The organism is Nocardia sp. NPDC056064, from assembly GCF_042266925.1.
Lineage (GTDB): Bacteria > Actinomycetota > Actinomycetes > Mycobacteriales > Mycobacteriaceae > Nocardia.
Map to the genome: position 1 here is coordinate 510,994 of NZ_JBHJWO010000001.1, position 18,983 is coordinate 529,976.

Annotated in this window: 19 protein-coding genes and 2 pseudogenes; 8 read left to right on the forward strand and 13 right to left on the reverse strand. The window is 66.9% G+C overall.

Going from position 1 to position 18,983, the window contains the following annotated elements:
- The first annotated feature begins 205 nt into the window (after window positions 1-205).
- Window positions 206-556: a MerR family transcriptional regulator gene (locus ACFC06_RS02365; RefSeq protein ID WP_375926978.1), complete on the forward strand. Its 351-nt coding sequence runs from the start codon at window positions 206-208 to the stop codon at window positions 554-556.
- Between the two features lie 265 nt (window positions 557-821).
- Here ACFC06_RS02365 and ACFC06_RS02370 read toward each other — a convergent pair whose 3' ends face one another.
- Complete coding sequence (locus ACFC06_RS02370) at window positions 822-1,655, reverse strand: NAD(P)H-binding protein (protein ID WP_375926981.1); 834 nt, start codon at window positions 1,653-1,655, stop codon at window positions 822-824.
- Between the two features lie 131 nt (window positions 1,656-1,786).
- Between ACFC06_RS02370 and ACFC06_RS02375 the strand changes: the two genes are divergently transcribed.
- Window positions 1,787-2,251, forward strand: coding sequence for a hypothetical protein (locus ACFC06_RS02375; RefSeq protein ID WP_375926984.1), 465 nt, complete (start codon window positions 1,787-1,789; stop codon window positions 2,249-2,251).
- 82 nt (window positions 2,252-2,333) lie between these two features.
- Here the strand turns inward: ACFC06_RS02375 and ACFC06_RS02380 are convergent, their stop codons facing one another.
- The 4 genes and pseudogenes from ACFC06_RS02380 to ACFC06_RS02395 all read right to left on the reverse strand — a co-directional run bounded on the left by ACFC06_RS02380 (window position 2,334) and on the right by ACFC06_RS02395 (window position 6,483).
- Window positions 2,334-3,251, reverse strand: coding sequence for a hypothetical protein (locus ACFC06_RS02380; RefSeq protein WP_375926986.1), 918 nt, complete (start codon window positions 3,249-3,251; stop codon window positions 2,334-2,336).
- A 76-nt stretch (window positions 3,252-3,327) separates the two neighbouring features.
- Window positions 3,328-3,954, reverse strand: coding sequence for a TetR/AcrR family transcriptional regulator (locus ACFC06_RS02385; protein WP_375926989.1), 627 nt, complete (start codon window positions 3,952-3,954; stop codon window positions 3,328-3,330).
- 728 nt (window positions 3,955-4,682) lie between these two features.
- A pseudogene (locus ACFC06_RS02390) lies at window positions 4,683-5,634 on the reverse strand (zinc-binding dehydrogenase); the annotation flags it as partial.
- A gap of 156 nt (window positions 5,635-5,790) precedes the next feature.
- Window positions 5,791-6,483, reverse strand: a complete 693-nt coding sequence (locus tag ACFC06_RS02395; RefSeq protein ID WP_375926992.1) for a phosphodiesterase — start codon at window positions 6,481-6,483, stop codon at window positions 5,791-5,793.
- Between the two features lie 465 nt (window positions 6,484-6,948).
- Between ACFC06_RS02395 and ACFC06_RS02400 the strand changes: the two genes are divergently transcribed.
- The 3 genes and pseudogenes from ACFC06_RS02400 to ACFC06_RS02410 form a co-directional block, all read left to right on the forward strand.
- Window positions 6,949-7,788, forward strand: coding sequence for an SDR family oxidoreductase (locus tag ACFC06_RS02400; protein ID WP_375935150.1), 840 nt, complete (start codon window positions 6,949-6,951; stop codon window positions 7,786-7,788).
- A 178-nt stretch (window positions 7,789-7,966) separates the two neighbouring features.
- Entirely contained in the window at window positions 7,967-8,236 is a 270-nt protein-coding gene (locus ACFC06_RS02405) for a GlsB/YeaQ/YmgE family stress response membrane protein (protein WP_375926995.1), read from the forward strand.
- Between the two features lie 6 nt (window positions 8,237-8,242).
- Window positions 8,243-8,752, forward strand: a pseudogene (locus ACFC06_RS02410) (amino acid permease); the annotation flags it as partial.
- A gap of 120 nt (window positions 8,753-8,872) precedes the next feature.
- Here ACFC06_RS02410 and ACFC06_RS02415 read toward each other — a convergent pair.
- Complete coding sequence (locus ACFC06_RS02415) at window positions 8,873-9,475, reverse strand: TetR/AcrR family transcriptional regulator (RefSeq protein ID WP_375926998.1); 603 nt, start codon at window positions 9,473-9,475, stop codon at window positions 8,873-8,875.
- Window positions 9,476-9,539: 64 nt separating this feature from the next.
- Here ACFC06_RS02415 and ACFC06_RS02420 point away from each other — a divergent pair, with 64 nt between their 5' ends.
- Window positions 9,540-10,919 carry a flavin monoamine oxidase family protein gene (locus tag ACFC06_RS02420; protein ID WP_375927001.1) on the forward strand — a complete coding sequence of 460 codons (1,380 nt, stop codon included), beginning with the start codon at window positions 9,540-9,542 and terminating at the stop codon, window positions 10,917-10,919.
- Window positions 10,920-11,199: 280 nt separating this feature from the next.
- Here ACFC06_RS02420 and ACFC06_RS02425 read toward each other — a convergent pair whose 3' ends face one another.
- The 6 genes from ACFC06_RS02425 to ACFC06_RS02450 all read right to left on the reverse strand — a co-directional run bounded on the left by ACFC06_RS02425 (window position 11,200) and on the right by ACFC06_RS02450 (window position 16,108).
- Window positions 11,200-12,057, reverse strand: a complete 858-nt coding sequence (locus ACFC06_RS02425) for an aldo/keto reductase (protein WP_375927004.1) — start codon at window positions 12,055-12,057, stop codon at window positions 11,200-11,202.
- Window positions 12,054-12,491, reverse strand: a complete 438-nt coding sequence (locus ACFC06_RS02430; RefSeq protein WP_375927006.1) for a cupin domain-containing protein — start codon at window positions 12,489-12,491, stop codon at window positions 12,054-12,056. Before ACFC06_RS02430 ends, ACFC06_RS02425 begins: the two co-directional genes overlap by 4 nt.
- Before the next feature lie 110 nt (window positions 12,492-12,601).
- Window positions 12,602-13,726: an alpha/beta hydrolase gene (locus tag ACFC06_RS02435; protein ID WP_375927009.1), complete on the reverse strand. Its 1,125-nt coding sequence runs from the start codon at window positions 13,724-13,726 to the stop codon at window positions 12,602-12,604.
- 31 nt (window positions 13,727-13,757) lie between these two features.
- A complete protein-coding gene (locus tag ACFC06_RS02440; RefSeq protein ID WP_375927012.1) occupies window positions 13,758-14,783 on the reverse strand; it encodes a zinc-dependent alcohol dehydrogenase family protein in 1,026 nt (341 codons plus the stop codon).
- 34 nt (window positions 14,784-14,817) lie between these two features.
- On the reverse strand, window positions 14,818-15,585 hold the full coding sequence (locus ACFC06_RS02445; protein WP_375927015.1) for an SDR family NAD(P)-dependent oxidoreductase: 768 nt from the start codon (window positions 15,583-15,585) through the stop codon (window positions 14,818-14,820).
- 25 nt (window positions 15,586-15,610) lie between these two features.
- Complete coding sequence (locus tag ACFC06_RS02450; protein ID WP_375927018.1) at window positions 15,611-16,108, reverse strand: cyclophilin-like fold protein; 498 nt, start codon at window positions 16,106-16,108, stop codon at window positions 15,611-15,613.
- 137 nt (window positions 16,109-16,245) lie between these two features.
- Here ACFC06_RS02450 and ACFC06_RS02455 point away from each other — a divergent pair, with 137 nt between their 5' ends.
- Window positions 16,246-17,160 (forward strand): helix-turn-helix transcriptional regulator, encoded by a 915-nt coding sequence (locus ACFC06_RS02455; protein ID WP_375927021.1) that lies wholly within the window; start codon window positions 16,246-16,248, stop codon window positions 17,158-17,160.
- Between the two features lie 179 nt (window positions 17,161-17,339).
- Here ACFC06_RS02455 and ACFC06_RS02460 read toward each other — a convergent pair whose 3' ends face one another.
- The gene (locus ACFC06_RS02460; protein ID WP_375927024.1) at window positions 17,340-17,726 is read right to left on the reverse strand and encodes an inorganic diphosphatase; all 387 of its coding nucleotides are present in this window, start codon (window positions 17,724-17,726) and stop codon (window positions 17,340-17,342) included.
- A 527-nt stretch (window positions 17,727-18,253) separates the two neighbouring features.
- Here ACFC06_RS02460 and ACFC06_RS02465 point away from each other — a divergent pair.
- A complete protein-coding gene (locus ACFC06_RS02465) occupies window positions 18,254-18,739 on the forward strand; it encodes a 2'-5' RNA ligase family protein (RefSeq protein ID WP_375935153.1) in 486 nt (161 codons plus the stop codon).
- Window positions 18,740-18,983 lie beyond the last annotated feature (244 nt).

An 18,983-nucleotide genomic window follows, 5' to 3' on the forward strand; every position in this document is an offset into this window, starting at 1 on the left:
GAAGTCAGGATGACCGACGATCTTTGGAGGTGGTGGCCACTGAGGAGTCATTTACCAGTCCTGCATCCCGAGAATTGTCGGATGCGTTGTCTCAGACCGGCCCCTACGGCCGGTGAACGCAAGTGAAATCAATTCCTCAGTCCGTACATTCAGGCCCCGGCGCCCAGCGCGCCGGGGCCTTCCGGCGTTGAATCCGAGAGGCCTCGTGCAGCACCCGAACATCGACCCCGCCGACGGCGCCAGCGCCGCGGACAAACTCGACGACGACACCTACCCGGCCTACAGCATGGGCCGCGCCGCGGAGATCCTCGGCGTCACCCAGGCGTTCCTGCGTGGCCTCGATGCCGCCCAGTTGCTGACCCCGCAACGGTCGGCGGGTGGGCACCGCCGCTACTCCCGCTACCAATTGCGGATCGCGGCCCGTGTGCGCGAACTCGTCGATGCCGGAAACGCGATCGAGGCATCGTGTCGGATCGTGATCCTCGAGGATCAGCTCGCCGAGGCGCAGCGCGTCAACGCCGACCTTCAGCGTGAACTCGACAACCGTACCGAATAGCCGGTGTCTGCGGTCCTGCTCAACCGGTGGGCGGTCAGAGTCGGCACGAAGGCGCTCCCGTTTGCGTCCAGGTTGGGCGGCTCGTAGAAGAAGGCGTAGCAGATCGACGGAGTATCCACCGCCACACAGGGATAGGTGGTCACATGCCAGGTGCCGCCGATGTCGTCGCGGGGACCTCACGCGAACGGTAGTCAGGAACCGGTCGAATCCTCGAGGAGCAGGGGATCGGGCGATGGACCATTCGTATTTCCACGCCGCCGGCATATCAACGGAAAGCGTCGATGTTCTCCTGAGCCCATTGCGCGAAGGTCCTGGCCTCCGATCCCGTCACCCGCGCGACGGTGTCGCGCACCCGTAGCAGCGCGTCGTTGACGTCGCCGCCGGTCACGTCCAGGACGGCGTCGGCGGCGTCTTCGCCGAAGACCGCGACCATGTCCGGCCGGGCATCCTCTCGGGTGATCTCGGTGAACTCGATGTCCCGGTCGAGCAGGCCGGCGATGGTTGCGACCTGGTGGCGCGCGCTGACCGGTGCGGGACCGGTCAGCGCATACCGCTGCCCTCGGTGGCCGGGCTCGGTCAGTGCGACCCGAACCACCGACGCGATGTCAGCGGGATGAATCGTGGGGAGCCCGGTGGCGGCATACGGCACCCGAACGGGCTGACCCGATCGAATAGTCGATGCCCACATCAGGGCATTGGACGCGAACTGCGTCGGCCGCAGGATCGTCCAGTCCATTCCACTGGCCTCGAGAAGCTTCTCGACCGCCGCGTTCTCGGCAGCGGGACCGAGGTGAGGGTGGGTCTGCACGGTGATCGACGACACCAGCACAACATGCTCGACACCGGCCCGGCGAGCGAGGTCGATGATCTCGGCATCCGGTCCGAGCCGCGGCACGAGAAACATCGACCGCACCCCGTCCAGCGCGGCCGTCAGCGTGGAGATGTCGGCCAGATCGCCCCGGACCGCTTCGACCCCGTCCGGGAATGCGGCTCCGGCAGCGTCACGGGTGAGCGCCCTGATCGGCTCGGTGCCGAACGCGCGCAACTCCTTCAGCAACGAGCGTCCGATGTTGCCGGTGGCTCCGGTGACCAGAATCATCAGCAGGTCCTCTCTCGTGACGATCAACTGGACGCCACGCTAGAACCTCAACTCATATACAGGTCAAGACGGACCGGAAGCGCTGATCCAGCAAGGCGCAGAATTGGCCGCGCCGGCGGGACGGCGTCTGTGTGTCGAGTGACGTGATCGACGGGCAATTCAGCTATCGCGATAGTCGGGAGCTGTCCGATGGGCTGTGGGTGATTGGGCCCGAAGTGAACGGGTATCGCCAGGTCGGTGGCGATTCGGCCTTCACCCGGAGGGTCGGTTCCAGAGTGCGGCTGCGGCGGGAGGAACACCACATGACGATGACGACGGGACATCGGCGTTCAGAGGATGACACCGTGCGGGGAGCTGTGCCGTCGTGGAAACTGGGCAGCGAGGGAGCCGACGAGGGGGAGTTGGAGCCGCTGGGCGTACCGGCGGTGGTGTTGTCCGGTGTCCTGATCTGTGCCGGCCTGGTTGCACTGGCTTGGCTGCCGTCGTTGGCCGCCGAGTACGGCGGACCCCTGCCTGTCGGCAGTATCGTCGCACTGCATGTGCTGCTCTCGGCAGCACTGGGGATCTGGGGGATCGGTCAACGACGGCGCCGCTGAAGGGTTTTCGCACCGCGCCGGTCGTACGCCGGAGCGCGGGGTCGGGAGGTACGCTGCCTGCCGAACTCGACTTCGATGTGGGTCAGGTTCGTCTGCGAAGCCACAGGTAGCCGACGATCGAGGCGGCGAGAACGACGAAGTGGAACACGACGTCGTCGGTCCGTCCACCGTTGGCGACGAGGAAGAGACCGAACAACCACAAGGCCAGCACGGCGCCGAGACAGCTGTTGAGTTGATGCCGTGGACTCCAGCCCGGTCGCGTCACCCACCGGCGCAGAGTGGCGGCGAGGGCCGCGGCGAAGACCAGTGCGGCGAGTGTCCACACCACGAACGGTGCCGGGGTGCCGATGAACGCGACCAGATACAGCATCAGCCACGCCAGTCCCGCACCGAACCCGACCCAGCCGACGGTCGCGGGACCGGGGCACTGCTTCGTCGACGTGGTGGCCCATGGTCGCCGGCACCTGGAGGCCGACAACACCAGGATGATCACCGCCGCGACACCGCCGATGATCTGCGCGGCGGACAGGCGGAACTCGGACCGAACGAGCGAGATGAACACGAACACCGCGAACCCGAGGGCGAAAACACCCGCGAAGACGGTCAGCATCGAACGCGACAGCCAGGTGGTGTGTCTCTCGGCGGGAAAGGCCAAGTGCGTCAACATGATCGGTATGACGATGCTCCACACCGCGTGGTACCCGGTGACCACGACCGCCCACAGCCAGTTCACCTCGAAGGCTCGCCCGTAGACGGTTTCGCCGTCCATGCCTTGCGGATTGAAGATCGTCTGTAGCCCGAGCCCTTCCTCGAGTACAGCGAAGGCGGCGGCGAGCATCAACAGCCCCCACCCGTTGAGGCCCCGGCGTTGCACTACCTCCCGGACCAACAGCACGCCCGCGCCGTAGAAGCAGAGGATCGCGACGGCCCGCAGCGGCTGGGCGAGATAGCTGAATCGAAATGCCGCCCCGACGACTTCACCGATCAGCGGTGCGAGCACGAACAACACCAAGACCGGTCCCGCTGTCGCGGATGAGGGCCGGGGCCGCCCGTCCGCCCTCGCGCCCAGACCGCCCCTACCCGTCACCATGATCGCTGTCCCGCTCTCGTGCCACAGCGATGCCGTCGACGAACAGGATCGGCCAGTCGCGTTCGAACACCGCCCGGTCGGTGGCGCCGCGGTCGCGGATCTCCCGTGGCAGGTCCGTCATCGCGTTCATCAGCACCGAGGCGACGAGCCGTGCATCTGTCGACCGGAACTCGCCGCAGCGTTGCCCTTCGACGATGAACGAGCGCAGTTCCGCCAAGCCCGCGGCCCGCTCGGCGTCCCCGGTCTGCCCACCCGCCTGGTGGTGGCGCGTGAACTGGGTCAACACGAGCATCGCCGGCAGGTTGTCGAGGCAGTACGAGGCGAACCGCCGCAGCATTCCTTCCAGCGCTGAGACGTAGCTGCCGTCCTCTTCGACGGGCTGCATCGCTTCGTCGACTCGCTGCTGGATCGTCGAGCGCATCTGATCGATCAGTCCCTGCCGGGAACCGAAGTGGTAGTTGATCAGTCCGGGGCTCACCTGCGCCCGCGCCGCGATCGCGGCGTTCGACGCGCTCGCCAGCCCCACCTCCGCGATCGTCTCGATCGCGGCGTCCACTAGCTGGCGTCGGCGCGCCAACTCGATGAAGCTCGGCTCCGCACGTACTGACCGCATGCTCAGAATTTTAATCGACCAATCAGGAATTTGGAAATGGGTGTGGCTCGAGTGCGCGGTCGAGTCGCAGAGCGCCGTGCGGTGACAGCTTGAATTGCTACGGCGGCGCGGGTGTCGAGGTTCGCCTACTCGGGTGTGGGCCGTCGTCGGTCGGCCTGGATGAGCCTCATGGCATCGGTGCGAAGTCAGCGTGCCCGGTTCGAGACCCTCGGTTCGGCGCAAGGTTTCAGCCATGGCGTCCAGCCGGACCAACGACCGGGCGGAGAGTCCGGCTGCGCGGGTGCACAATTCACGCAGCGGGGTATCGCGCAGTTGCAGGATCAGATGGTCGTCGTAGACCGCCGAGTTGCTGGACAGTTCGGCGCTGTCCTTGTGGATGCGGTGTGGCGTGGACTGCGAACGTCTGCATGGTGTTGTTCTCCCCTGTGCAGTCTCCACACGTCGGCGGTACTGCGACCTGCTATGGGTGATCGGTTGGCACAACTGCGCATTCCCTGCTTCCTCGCGGCCAAACAGGCCGCGCGCCACGTCGGCGTCAGCGGGGTCCCCCTCGAAAGGTTGTCGGACGAGATGATGCGAGCGCTCGGGCGGTGTAAGCGATCCCGGTGGCAGCCGAACTGGCCGGTGTCGGGGTCCAGACCCTGCGCCTTTACGGGCAACACGGCCTGCTCACGCCCCGAACGCAGCACCGGCGGCACCCGGCGCTACAGCGGCGACGACCTCACCGCTCAGTTCGCTCGTGCCGGGTTGAGGACGATCTTGATCGCGCCGTCGGTCTTGTGCTGGAACATGTCGTAGGCGGCGGGTGCCGAGGCCAGCGGGAGATGGTGGGTGGCGAAGGTGTCCACGCCGAGCGGGTCGTCGTCGGTGAGCAGGGGCAAGATGTCATCGGCCCAGTGCTTGACGTTGGCCTGGCCCATACGCACTTGGATCTGCTTGTCGAACAACACCCGCAGCGGCAGCGGGTCGAGCATGCCGCCGTAGACCCCGACCAGAGAGATGGTTCCGCCGCGGCGCACGATGTCGACGGCCATGTTCAGCGCTGCCAGGCGGTCGACTCCGGCGGTGTCGACGATCTTCGCCGCGACCGCGTCGGGGAGCAGGGCGGTGGCGCGCTGGGCGGTCGAGGCGATCGGTGATCCGTGTGCCTCCATGCCGACCGCGTCGATGACGGCGTCGGTTCCGCGCCCGTCGGTTGGCATCCCGGATGGTCTGGGTGACGGTGGCCGCCGAGGCATTCAGGTCGACGGTGTGCACCCCGCGCTCGGCGGTGCGCCGCAATCGTTCCGGGACCCGGTCCACGCCGAAGACGCGTAGCCCGCGATGCGTGGCGATGCGCGCGCACATGTCGCCGATGGGGCCCAGACCCAGCACGGTCACAGCCCCTCCCTCCGGCACCGCGGCGTACTCGACGGCCTGCCATGCCGTGGGCAGGACGTCGGACAGATAGAGGAAGCGGGTGTCATCGGGGCCGTGCGGGACCTTGATGTGGGTGAAGTCGGCATGCGGAACCCGCAGATACTCGGCCTGGCCGCCGGGCACCTCGCCGTAGAGTTTGGAGTATCCGAAAAGCGCTGCACCACTTCCCTGTTCGTGAACCTGTGTGGTCTCGCACTGGGTGGTCAAGCCCTCGTCGCACATGACGCAGTGACCGCAGCTGATCTGGAAGGGCACCACCACGATCGGGTCGGGCACGGTGTCGACCGACACCTTCCGTCTGCCTTGTCAGGTCACTGCTTTCATGGCTGCCTCCTGATGCTTCGATTCCGTCGGGGTCTGGGTGGCGCCTACCCGAAATCGAGCGACCTACCCGACCGGGCGCCGCCGGGAGGTGTCCTACGAACGTGCGCCGTCCTCGCCGCGCCCACGTCGGCTGCCCGCGTAGGCGGTCTCCCGGATCCGTGACACCAGCGCGGGCACCATCGCCACCTCGGTCGGCCTATTGAGCATCGGGTCGAAGAAGTCGGTGCGGTGCTCGCCGGGCTCGGCTCGGCGCAGATCCAGTTCACCGACCGCCTCGGACGAGCCGCTGAGTCCGTCGGCGACGAGGTCGAATCGAAGCGGATGGTCGTCGAGCACGGTGTCGAGGGCCGGTAACGACGCCACCGCGGGCAGTTCGGGGACATCGAGCGGATCGGCGAACAACCACAGCGGTGCCGAATCGGCGAAGCGATAGGGGAGCAGGCTGCCGAACCGGGCACTGGCCCACCCTCGTGCCGGGGTCACGACCAACCGGGAGAGCGGACCACGCCCGGTGGTGGCCAACGCGAAGTCCCACGGGCGATGATCGCGGTCGAGCACCCGGAAGGCCAGTCCGAGAACATCGGGTGCCCCGGCCGGACTGCCGAGTCCTTTCGACAGCCGGGCGATGGCCGCCCGATCTCCGGTGCCGAACCACGGCGTGAAGGCCGGGGTGGCCCGGAATCGCCCGGTGAGCAGGAGGCCGTGCGGATGGAAGACGCGGGCGTGCCGGATTCCGGCCGCGGCCCCGAAAGCGGTTCGGACCACGCTGGTCGTCAGATCGGGCATCGAGGACTCCTCGGGTGATCGAGCGTTTCGTAGCCGGAGCCGGTCGATGCCATCGGAACTGTGCCGGTGGTCTGCCGCAATTGCGCGACGGTGTCCTTGGAGACCATGACCTCCTCCTCGAGGTAGAAGCTGGGGTGCTGCGGCCGGTCGGGTCGCACTCTGGCCGTACCGCGGCATAGCGGTCCTAAACAGTTCGCCGGCCTCCGATCACGACCCGGCCTCGTGCCTGGATCGGATTCGGTTCCGCTGTGTATCCAGCGGGAGGAGGGGTATGGCGAACCCATCGGTTGTCGATGATCGGAGCGCGACGAACTGCATCGACGAGAACGCTGATCGCCGGCCGGACGCGGCTCCGACTGAAGTCGCGGTGCCCCGCGCCCACCGGCCGTCCCCTGCACAAGCCGGATGACCGCCACCACCCGCTTCGACCGCCTCGAACAGATCATCGAAAGGAAGGGCTTCGATATGGGATTTCCCGAACAGCAGCAGAAGGTGCCGGGTTTCCAGTCCCAGATGACGCCGATCCCGGACTGTGGTGAGCACAGCTACCGTGGCTCGGGAAAGCTGACGGGCAAGACCGCGGTCATCACCGGCGCCGACAGCGGGATCGGCCGGGCGGTGGCGATCGCCTTCGCCCGCGAAGGCGCCGACGTGCTCATCTCCTACCTCGACGAGCATTCCGACGCCGAGGAGGTGGCGGAGTGGGTGCGTGAGGCCGGTCGGCGCGCGATCCTGGTGCCGGGCGACCTGTCCGAGCCCGCGCACTGTCGGGCGGTCATCGACCGGGCGGTCCAGGAATTCGGAACCATCGATGTCCTGGTGAGCAACGCGGCGTATCAGATGACGCACGAGGATCTGTCCGAGATCAGCGACGAGGAGTTCGCGTACACCTTCGCGCTGAACGTGGGGGCCTACTTTCATCTCGCGCGGGCCGCGGTCCCGCACATGCGGCCCGGTTCCTCGATCATCGGGAGCTCATCGGTCAATTCCGACATGCCCAATCCGACGCTGGCGCCTTACGCGGCGACCAAGGCCGCCATCGCGAACCTGTCCGCCAGTCTCGCACAGATGCTGGGCGAGAAGGGAATTCGCGTGAACAGCGTGGCGCCCGGCCCGACCTGGCCGCCGTTGATCCCGTCGACCATGCCGCCGCAGAAGGTGGCGAGCTTCGGTGAGAACACCCCGCTGGGCCGCGCGGGCCAACCCGCCGAGCTGGCGGCCGCCTATGTTCTGCTGGCAGCCGACGACGGCAGCTACATCTCCGGTGCCCGGCTCGCGGTCACCGGCGGCCGCCCCATCCTCTGAGGTCCCGTTGCCCGGCCGCGTCAGCGATCGATCATCCGGGACGGTCGTCGGCGGGCACGTCCCCGACGTGCCCGAGGGAAACCGCGGCGGTTGATTGCTCGATGGCGAACCCGGGTATGCGCTCGCCGAGCGCGGCACACCCAAGGTGCCGGCTGCCCGGACGAACAGGAGAAATACGATGCTGGGACTCGGAATCCTCGGTTGGATCATCATCGGTGGTTTGGCGGGATGGATCGCCAGCAAGATCATGAAGACCGACGCCCAGCAGGGCATCCTGCTCAACATCGTGGTCGGGGTCATCGGCGGCGTCCTGGGCGGATTCCTGCTGAAATTGTTCGATGTCGACGTCGAGGGCGGCGGCCTGTGGTTCAGCTTCTTCACCTGCCTCGGCGGCGCGGTGATCTTGCTGTTCCTGGTCGGACTGGTCACCGGCCGCCGCGGCGCCTGACCGACGATGTCCACCCAGGCGCCGGGGGCGTTGAAGCGGGCGGTGAGCACACCGCTGCTGTTCTTCTTCATCCTCGGTGACGTCCTCGGCGCCGGGTGTATGTCCTGATCGGCAACATCGCCGGCGAATCCGGTGGCACGGTGTGGCCGCCGCTGTCGACGGCGCTCGGGCTGGCTGCCCTCACCGCCGCCTTCGGGCCGCCGCCGGTTCGTTCGTCGGCTTCTGCATGCTCGCAGCAGGCATCGTGTCGGTGGGAGCGTTGGCCCGTGCCTTCGCCGGTGACTACCTACAGGCACTGGTGTCGGCGCATGGGTGATGGTGCGCGGCGACGCCGAGCCTGACCGGCTCGTCCACGGGCCGCTCGGAGCAGTCCCGGCCGGCACGGTTCTGGCGCTCTACTCCTTCGTCGGATTCAAGACCTCGGTCAATCTGGCCGAGGAGGTGGAGAATCCGCGAAAGACCTATCCCACTGCGTTGTTCGGTGCCCTGTTCACCGCCGGAGTGGTGTATGTGCTGACGACGGGGCGGGCTCCACTGGCTGATCTGGCGGGGACGTGGCGCGGGGTGGTGGGCTGCGGTCGGTCGAGAAGTGTTTCGTTCAGAACCGGCTGGTCGAGGGTGCGGGCTGGGTGCGCGTCAGGTGATGGGACGGTCGACGGCCAGGCCTCTGAGCAGGGCGCGTGCCAGCGCGGCGGCCTGGGTGCGCCCGGTCGCGGTGTCCTCGGCCTCGGCGATGGTCAGCGACATCTCGGTCAGTGCGCCGTAGAAGGCGCTGGCGAGGAGTTCGGGCGGGTGCGGCTGCACTTCGCCGGATTCGAGCACCCTGCGTGCTCCCTCGACGACGAGGCTGCCGAGGTGGCGCTGGTCGACCTCGCGCCAGCGGCGCCAGCCCAGCGCGATCGGGCCTTGGAGCAGCACGATGTGGCGGTATTCGGGCTCGGCGCAGACGTCCAGAAAGGCTTCGAGGCCGGCCTCGACTCGGTCGAACGGGTCCGAGTGGGCGTCGATGGCTGACCGGATGCGGTGCGCTGCCCGCTCCTCTAGCTCGTCGAGGACCGCTTCGAACAGGCCCTTCTTGCCGTCGAAGTGGTGGTAGAGCGCTCCGCGGGTGAGTCCGGCGGCGCGCACCAGCTCCTCGGCGGACAACTCGGTGTACTCCCGCTCGGCGAACAGTCGCGCGCCGGTGTCGAGGAGAGTCCGTCGGGTGTCTTCGATGTGCTTGTCACGCAGTGACTCCATGCGGTACGTTTACCACATACAACGTGTATGTCGGATTCGTGCCGCATGAACGTGGAGGATCGAGATGGGTAGATCAGTGGACGTGGTCGTCATCGGCGCGGGCGTGGCCGGTCTCGTCGCCGCCCGCGACCTGGCGCAGACCGGTCATGATGTGCTGGTTCTGGAAGCCCGTGACCGGGTGGGTGGGCGTTTGCTCAACGCCGAGCTCCCCGGCGGTGCGCCCATCGAGGTCGGTGGACAGTGGGTCGGCCCGACCCAGCATCTGGCCATGGCGTTGATCCGCGACCTGGGCCTGAAGACTCACCCCACGCACCATGCCGGTCGTCACATCGCCGAACTCGGCGACGGTCGCTCGGAATTCACCGGCCGGATCCCCAAGCTGAACCCGCTGGCCCTGCTCGACATCGCCCAAGCCCAACTGCGGCTGGACCGTCTGGGGCGTCGGGTGACCCGGACCGATCCGTGGCGCGCAGAGGGAGCCGAGGCGCTGGATGCGCAGACCTTCGACACCTGGTTGCGCCGAGCCACCCACACCGCGGATGGGCGAGCGTTCTTCAAGCTCGTCACCGAGGCCGTGTTCTCCGCGGGCCCGGAGGACATGTCGGCGTTGTGGGCGAGCTTCTACCTGGGCGGGGGCGGGGGAGTCGACTCCATGATCGGAGTGGTCGGCGGAGCCCAGCAGGATCGGGTGGTCGGCGGCACACAGGCCATCGCGCTGGCATTGGCCGAACAGCTCGGCGACCGGATCGTCCTCGGCAGTCCCGTGACCGAGATCGACTGGGACGACTCCGGCGTGCGCGTGCGCGCCGGTGCGACCGTCGTCCGCGCCCGGCGGGCGGTGATCGCGGTGCCGCCACCGCTGGTCGCGCGCATCCGGTTCAGCCCCGGCCTGCCCGGCGATCGCGACCAGCTCGTCCAACGCATGCCGATGGGACGCGTCATCAAGATCAATGTTGTCTACGACGAACCGTTCTGGCGCTCCGAGGGCTGGAGCGGGCAGGCCGTCAGCGACCACCGACCGCTCGGGGTCGTCTTCGACAACACCCCGCCCGACGGCTCGCCCGGCGTCCTCGTCGGATTCCTGGAGGGTCGCCACGCCGACACCGGCTCGCGGCTGAGTCCGGCCGACCGACGCGCGCGGGTCCTCGACGACCTCGCCGGCTATTTCGGCCCCCGCGCCCGCACACCGATCGACTACATCGAGAAGGACTGGGCCGAAGAGGAATACAGCCGCGGCTGTTACGGGGCCTTCGCAACACCGGGCACTCTCACGCGGTTCGGGCACACCTTGCGACCGGCCATCGGCCCGCTGCACTGGGCCGGAACCGAAACAGCCACGCGCTGGGCCGGTTACATCGATGGCGCCGCCGAATCCGGTCATCGCGTCGCGCAGGAGATCCGGTCGGCCTCCGTCGACGCCGAATCGACAAGCGCCTCGGCGTGACCGGCGTCATGGCGGGCCGGAGTTCCTCCGTCGCGCCCGTTGCAGCGCCTCGAACGATGGATCATGCGTCGCTGAGGATCCGGGAAACCGCTGGGCGGCGGCACTCGCTGATCGGTTCGAACCGTCTGAGCTCCGGCTGGTCGTAGGTTGGCGCCCTCGGCGGGCACATCGAAGATGGGAACACGTTCGCAGCGCAGGTTGCGCCGGATTTCATCAGCCAGCTCTGTCACCATCCTTTTCTCACCCGATCGACGAGGCACCGCATGCGCACTGTGGTGGGCTACTTTCCGCTGTAGACGGGGAAGACGCTGTGTTCGCCGTAGTCGCGGGCGCGCAGATCACCGAGGATGCCCATGTCGGCGTCGGTGATATCGAAGTCGAGTTGGGCGTTGCTGCGCATGTGATCGGGGTTGGCGGTCTTGGGCAGGGAGACGGTTCCCAGTTGCAGGGTGTAGCGGATACAGAGCTGCGGGACGCTCACCCCGTAGCGGTCGGCCATCGCCGCGACGTCGGGGTTGTTCAGGATTTCCCCGTGCGCGATGGGTGAGTACGCCTCGACGAGGATGTTGTTGTCCTGGCAGTAGGCGATCAGCTCGGTCGGGGTGTTGCCCGCGTGGACGAGGAGCTGGTTGACCTGCGGGGTGATCGTGCAGGTGGCGAGGATGTTGTCGAGGTCGTGCTGCTCGAAGTTGGAGACGCCGATCGCACGGATCTTGTCGGCCTGGTAGGCGTTTTCGAGCGCGCGCCATGCCTCACGGTTGCCCTCGGCGTAGTCCCCGCCGCGGAAGTCGTTCCACGGCTGGGGGCTGTGGATCAGCATCAGATCGACGTGGTCCAGGCCGAGGGTGGTCAGCGATGCGTCGATCGCTGTGGTGGCTCGGTCGTAGTCCTTGATCTCGGCGGCGAGTTTGGTGGACACGAACAGCTGCTCGCGCGCGATGCCGCTGCCGCGGACTCCTTCGCCGACCCCGCGCTCGTTGCCGTATGCCTGCGCGGTGTCGATGTTGCGGTAGCCGATCTCGATCGCCGCCTCGACCGCGTCTGCAGCGGAGTCGTCGTCGATGAACCAGGTGCCCAGGCCAAGCTTCGGGATCTCGACACCGTTGGACAGGGTGTAGGTCTCGGTCAGGATGGTCATGCGTTGTCTCCGTTCGTCGTGGGCAGCTTGCTGTAGACCTCGTCGGTGACCGGCTCGAGCCATTCGTTGCTGACGTCGGTGCCCGGGGTGATGAAGGCCAGGTGGGAGAACCACGAGTCGGCCTTCGCGCCGTGCCAGTGCTTGGTGCCCGCCGGGACGCGGATGGTCGTTCCCGGCTCCATGCTGACCGGTTCCTCGCCTTCGGCCTGGTACCAGCCGGACCCGGCCGTGCACAGCAGGATCTGGTCGCCGCCACCGTCGGCGCCGTGGTGGACGTGCCAGTTGTTGCGGCAGCCGGGCTCGAAGGTGATGTTGGCGACGGGCACGCTTCCTGCGGTCAACGGGGCGTTGTAGCTCTGGCCGATGAAGTATTGCGCGTAGGCGTCGTTGGGCTCTCCGGCCGGGAAGATCTGGTCGAATCCTTTGGTGCTCATCGCGTGGGCCAACCGGTCCAGCCGGTGTTCTGCTTCTGAGTCATTGCTCGTCCTTTCGTTGTGGGTGTCGGGTCCTGGCCCAGCATGCAGGGTGAACGCCGCTGGGGAGGTCAGGCCAGGTTCTGGGTGTAGAAGGCGGTGAGCTTGTCGAAGGGGATGAGTTCGGTGCGGTCGTAGAGGTCGACATGTCCGGCGCCGGGAACGATCACGAGTTCTTTGCGGTCTCCGGCGAGGCGATATGCCTCTTCGCTGAATTCGCGGGAGTGGGCGTTCTCGCCGGTGATGAACAGCATCGGGCGTGGGGAGATGGTCTCGATGTCGTTGAACGGGTAGAAGTTCATGAACTTGGTGTTGCTGGACAGGGTGGGGTGGGTGGTGGTGTCGGCGGTGGCGCCTTCGGGAGTGACGGCGCCGCGCCGGGTGCGGTAGAAGTCGTAGAACTCGCGCTCGATCGGGGTGGAGTCGGCGGTCAGCTCATGGACGGTGCCGCCGGTGTATTCGATCGGCCCGCCACCGAATTCGATGTCGCGTTGCGCGGCGGCCTGGGCGATGATCTGCTGGCGCTGCTCAGCGGTGACGGAGTGGCCCAGCCCGTCGCGGTTGGCCGCGCCCATGTCGTACATGCTGACGGTGGCGACGGCCTTGATGCGGGGGTCGATCTTGGCGGCGGAGATGACGAAGCTGCCGCTGCCGCAGATGCCGAGAGCGCCGATGCGTTCCGGGTCGACGGTGTCGAGGGTTCGCAGGTAATCGACGCCGGCGGAGAAGGTTTCGGTGTAGATATCGGGGGCTACGGCGTTGCGGGGGTTGCCGTCGCTGCCGCCCCAGAAGGCAGTGTCCAGGGCGAGGGTGACGAAGCCCTGTTCGGCCATCCTGGTGGCGTAGAGATTGGCGGATTGTTCCTTGACCGCGCCCATCGGGTGCCCGACGACCATCGCGGCGGCGCGGGTGTCGGGGGCGAGGTTCTTGGGGACGAACAGGTTTCCGGTGACGTCCATCTGGTACTGGTTCTTGAACGTCACAGGGGTCGTGGTGACCTGGTCGCTGGTGTAGAAGTTGTCCGCCCCATTGGAGAGGTCGCCTGAGGCCAGGCCCGCGATCGGGGTGACCGGCGCGGCCGAGGTGGTGGTATCGGTGCCGGAACAGGCCGAGGCGGCAAGGACGGCGAGTGTGGCGATCGCGGCGCCGGTGATGCGGGCCCAGTGCCGGAGATGGCGGCGCGGTGTGGTGTTCATGGGGTACTCCTGGTGCGGGTGTTCGGAGAAGTCAAAGGGTGAGAAGGGTTTTGATGGCGCGGCGTTCGTCCATCGCCTGGTAGCCCTCGGCGGCCTGGTCCAGCGGCAGGGTGAGGTCGAAGACCTTGCCGGGGTCGATGCTGCCGTTCCAGATGCGGTCGATGAGGTCGGGCAGGAACCGGCGCACGGGGGCGGGACCGCCGAGGAGGTGGACCTCGGCGAAGAAGAGCCGGTCGGCGGGCAGAGCGACACCGTCGTGGGCGACACCGACGTAACCGACGTGGCCGCCGGGTCGGGTGGAGTCGATGGCCTGCATCATCGATTCCTGGGTGCCGACGGCCTCGATGACACCGTGCGCGCCGAGGCCGTTGGTGAGGTCTTTGATCGCGGAGACGCCTTCCTCGCCACGGGTTTCGACGATGTCGGTGGCACCGAACTCCCGGGCGAGGGCTTGGCGGTCGGCGTGCCGCGACATCGCGATGATGCGTTCGGCGCCGAGCTGTTTCGCCGCGAGCACGCCCATCAGCCCGACCGCGCCGTCGCCGACGACGGCGATGGTCTTTCCGGGCCCGGCCGCCGCGGCATCGGCGGCGAACCAGCCGGTGCCCAGCACATCGGAGGCCGCCAGCAGCGACGGGGTCAGTTCGGGTTCGGGCATGGCCGGGGTGGCGACGAGGGTGCCGTCGGCGAAGGGGATGCGGGCCAGTTCGGACTGTGTGCCGATGGCTCCGGCGACGAACGAGCCGTGCACGCAACGGGACTGGAATCCGGCGCGGCAGATCTCGCAGGTGTTGTCGGAGATGCAGAACGAGCCCACGACGAAGTCGCCCACCTTCAGGGTGCGCACGTCGCCACCGACTTCTTCGATCACGCCGACGTATTCGTGGCCCATGAGGGTGTGGTCGACCGGTTCGATGCCTCGGTAGGGCCACAGGTCCGAGCCGCAGACACAGGTGGCGGTGAGCCGGATGATCGCGTCGGTGGGTTCGATGATCTTGGGGTCTTCGCGGTCGACGACGCGCACATCGCCGGGTGCATACATGACTACTCCACGCATGGAATGGTGTCCTTTCGGTGGGTATGAAGAGGTATCAGCGGGCGGTGTAGCCACCGTCGACGGGCAGGGCGACGCCGACGACGTAGGAGGCGCCGGGGCTACACAGCCACAACACGGCCTCTGCCATCTCCTGGGCGGTGCCCAGGCGCCCGATGGGTGCGTCGGCGGCGACTTGGGCGGGGTCGAGGTCACCGGAGTCGAACATCTTGGTGACCATCGGGGTTTCGATGGTGCCGGGGCAGATGGCGTTGATCCGGATACCGCGTGGCGCGTATTCCAGGGCCGCCGAACGGGTCAGGCCGATGACCCCGTGTTTGGCCCCGTGGTAGGCCGCACGCCCGGGCAGCCCGACCAGCCCGCCGAGTGAGGAGCAGTTCACGATCGCCCCGGAGCCCTGTTCGCGCATCTGGGCGAGTTCGTGTTTCATGCACGCCCACACTCCGCGCAGGTTGATACCGGTGACCCGGTCGAATACCTCGCCTGGTTCATCGGCGGCGTCCACGGTCGGAGACTGGATGCCCGCGTTGTTGTAGGCGAGGTCCAGTCGCCCGAACTTCTCGACGGTCGCAGTGACGGCACCGGCGACCTGGTCTTCGTCGGAGACATCGCAGCGCACCGTGAGAACCTGGTGTCCGGCCGCGCGCAGCTCGGCACCGGCGGTGGCGAGGGCAGCGTCGTCGACATCGGTGAGAGTCACCGCGGCACCGGCGCGAGCGAACGCAGCGGCGGTGGCCAGGCCCATGCCGGAGGCGGCGCCGGTGACGAAGGCGACCTGTCCGGTGAAGTCGTAGGTGGGATTCACGAAGTGTCCTTTCGCGGCAGGGTGGTCAGGCGGCCGTGATGGTGAGGGTGGTGGCGTTGTCGGCGGTGATCGCGTCGAGGCCGGTCTCGATCTCGCCGATCATCACGATCCCGGGGGAGGGGACGCGGAATCCGTCTTCGAGGTAGTAGACGGCCAGGTCGTGACTGGGTGCCCAGTAGCCGAGCTGGCCTGCCCGGTACTCGGCTCGGCCTTGGCCCTCGGCGAGGGCGCGTGGCAACGTGCCGGCCTTCTCCCGGCCGCCGAGGTCGTGGACATCGAGGGTCAGCGGCAGCAAGGTGGCGAAGTCACGGGCGGTGGGGTTGTTGTAGAGGCGGGCAGTGGCTTCGCCGCCGCCGACCGTGAGCCGGATCTGCATGAAGGTGGCCTCCTGTGCCGGTGACGTCGGTGTCAGCTCGGTGGTCGAGGTGATCGATGCCGGTGCGGGTGGGTCGGTGGTGCAGGCGGTGACCGTCGCCACCGCCGCGATGGTGGTCAGCGCGATCAGCGTGGTGAGTACTCGCATCAGGTGTCTCCTGTCGGCTCTGCAACCATGCAACGCCTCGACACCGAGTTGTGGGAGGTGAAGATCAGGGGGGTGCTGCCAGCACCCCTCTCACAGCACCTGGCATACATCCTGGCCAGGGGCTTAGCCTCGATGGCATGGAGTCGAGCAACCGCGCCGCCGAGATCGGCCAGTTCCTGGCCTCACGCCGCGCCAAGATCACCCCCGACCAGGTCGGGCTCCCGGTCTACGACGCCGCCAAACGCCGCGTCCCCGGCCTGCGCCGACAAGAGGTCGCCACCCTGGCCGGGCTCTCGGTCGACTACTACACCCAGATCGAACGCGGCAAGGTCAACACCGTCTCCGAATCGGTCATCGACGCCATCGCCCGCGCCCTCGAACTCGACGACGCCGAACGCTCACACCTGTTCGACCTGCACCGCAACGCCCTGACCAGCCCACAACGCCGCCCCCGCCGCACCACCAAAGCGGTCCGACCGGGTGTGCAGGCACTGCTCGACAGCTACGACGGGCCCGCGTTCGTGCGCAACGCTCGCCACGATCTCGTCGCGGCCAACCGGCTCGGCTACGCCTTCTACAGTCCGCTCTACCCCGACCCGCTGGCACCCGATGTCACGAAACCGGTCAACTTCGTGCGGTTCTGCTTCCTGGACCCCCGCGCACACGACTTCTACCCCGACTGGGACCACATGGCCGACGGAGCGGTCAACCTGCTGCGCACCGACGCCGGACGCGACCCGTATGACCGTGGTATCTCCGACCTCGTTGGTGAACTGTCGACCCGCAGCGAGGAATTCCGGGTCCGCTGGGCCAAACACAATGTGCGCCTGCACTACACGGGAACCAAGAACTTCCACCACCCCGTCGTCGGTGACATCGGCATCGACTACGAAACCATGCCTCTGCCCGGAGATCCCGGCCTGGTGCTCAATTTCTACACCGTCCACCCCGCGACCCCCTCGGCCGACGCCATGGCACTGCTCGGCACATGGGCCGCCACCAACATTCACCCACCGGCCCACGTAGACCGCACCGTCAACGTGGGAGAGTAGAAGTACCGGTGCTGCGCAGTCCGAGGCGGTGGCAGGCGAAACCGATCGTGCTGAAATCCGGTGTCGCCCCGGTTCCCCTGACCTTGTCTGCTGACGGTTCGTCCCAGGAAGCGGCTCTACCTGCGCGTTCGCGGCGAAAATCGGCCTGAACGACGTTACGGTTCCCGCAGGAATCGCAGTTATCGGCGCAGGATCTGGTAGCGGCCGGGAATCTCCTGGAACGCGATCGCGGCGGCGATTTGGGCGTTGTCCAGGTGGGTTCCTGCTGGGACGACGATGAGTTTGTCGTCGTCTTCGAGGCGGTGCACGATGGCGATGCAGGCGCCGTGTGCGGTGTCGAGGGGCTCCTCGGGGCCGAGGTAGTAGGCGTCGAGTTCCTCGCCGTCAGAAGCTCGGGTACCCGGGATATATCCATAGTTGGCTTCGTAGCGAAATCCGTGGACGGGGTGGAGGCTGCCGTAGGGGCGGTCGATGACCAGCTCGACGGTCCGGCCGAGGTACGGTCGCGCCATCGCCAGCGATCGTGACTCACCGCTGGTCGATGGACTCGCGCGGTGGTCGGTCATGGGGTGATCTTAGTGGTCGGCGCTGGCTCTTCTCTCCCCAGCCTTCTTCACCGAGGGCACACCGACAGTGTGCCGACGGGGAGCCAACGCTAGACGGTGTCGCTCCCAATCGGACTCAGGCAGAGTTGCCCTCGATCTGATTGACTGCAGTCTTCCCTGGTCCGATCAGGGCCACGCGCGGTGCTCGGCAAGAGTTGAGCGTGCGAGGAGGTACGCATCCTCGGATACACTGACCATGCCCGTACTCAGGTACACAACGGAGAGCCTTGAAAAGCAAGCCATTTCCGCTCCGCCAGCCCGATTCATTGGATGATGCTCGCGAAATACGGCGCAATGATTGGGCGGCGTTCTCATCTCTTTCTCGGATGGAAGACCATTGGGAGATGAAGCCGTGGCCGCATGGCTCCTCGAATCTTTACTGGTACCTGACCTTCGGGGACGACAATGCCCTCGCCTCCACTGCGAAAGCATGTCAGGCCGCGCTCGAATCATTCCCATTGCGACCGGTGGCGGTCGAAACGTTGCACATGACGCTTCTCAAATTCGGGAGCATCAATACGGTCGATGATTCCGCGATCGAGCGAGTTGTCGAGAACGCGGACGCCGCACTGAAGGCGGTGAATCGATTCGAGCTCGCGGTAGGCCCGCTCGCGGTAGGCCCGCTCGCGGGCTCGGCAGGAGCGATTCGGTTCTCCGTCGCGCCGTGGTCGCCTGTTCTCGACCTGGTCAAGCGCCTCGGTGCTGCGCAAGAGTTCGAGTCCGGCCTCGGCCCGGTCAAGCCGATCGAGCACATGCGGCCTCACATCGGTATCGCCTACAGCGCGGCTCGCCAATCGGTGGCGCCGATTGTCGAGAGGACTGTTGGCCTTCGCGATTTGGCCCTGGTGACCACGACAGTCAAGGATGTCAAGCTGGTGAGGCTTTGGCGTACAGAAAGCGCGTACGAGTGGGAAGAGAAGGCCACATTTCCCTACAGTGAGCCTGTCTTGTACCGAGGCAACGTTGGCAGTTGACCACGAACGCAGTTCACCGATGTAGTCCGAGACCGGGGGCGTGTCCACCGAGGACACTGTCGAGGCGAGGTCGTGAGCTCGCTGCCACACCGAACGGATCGGTTGGTCCCGGGAAGTGGTGAGGGCTTGCACGCCCAGCGTCATCGCTTGTTCGATGTCTCTGTTGGATTGCGTCGCCAGGGCGGTTGCGACATCGAGCCGTACCAGGGCCTGGCTCCACACCGAATCCGAGGTGTCGACCAGC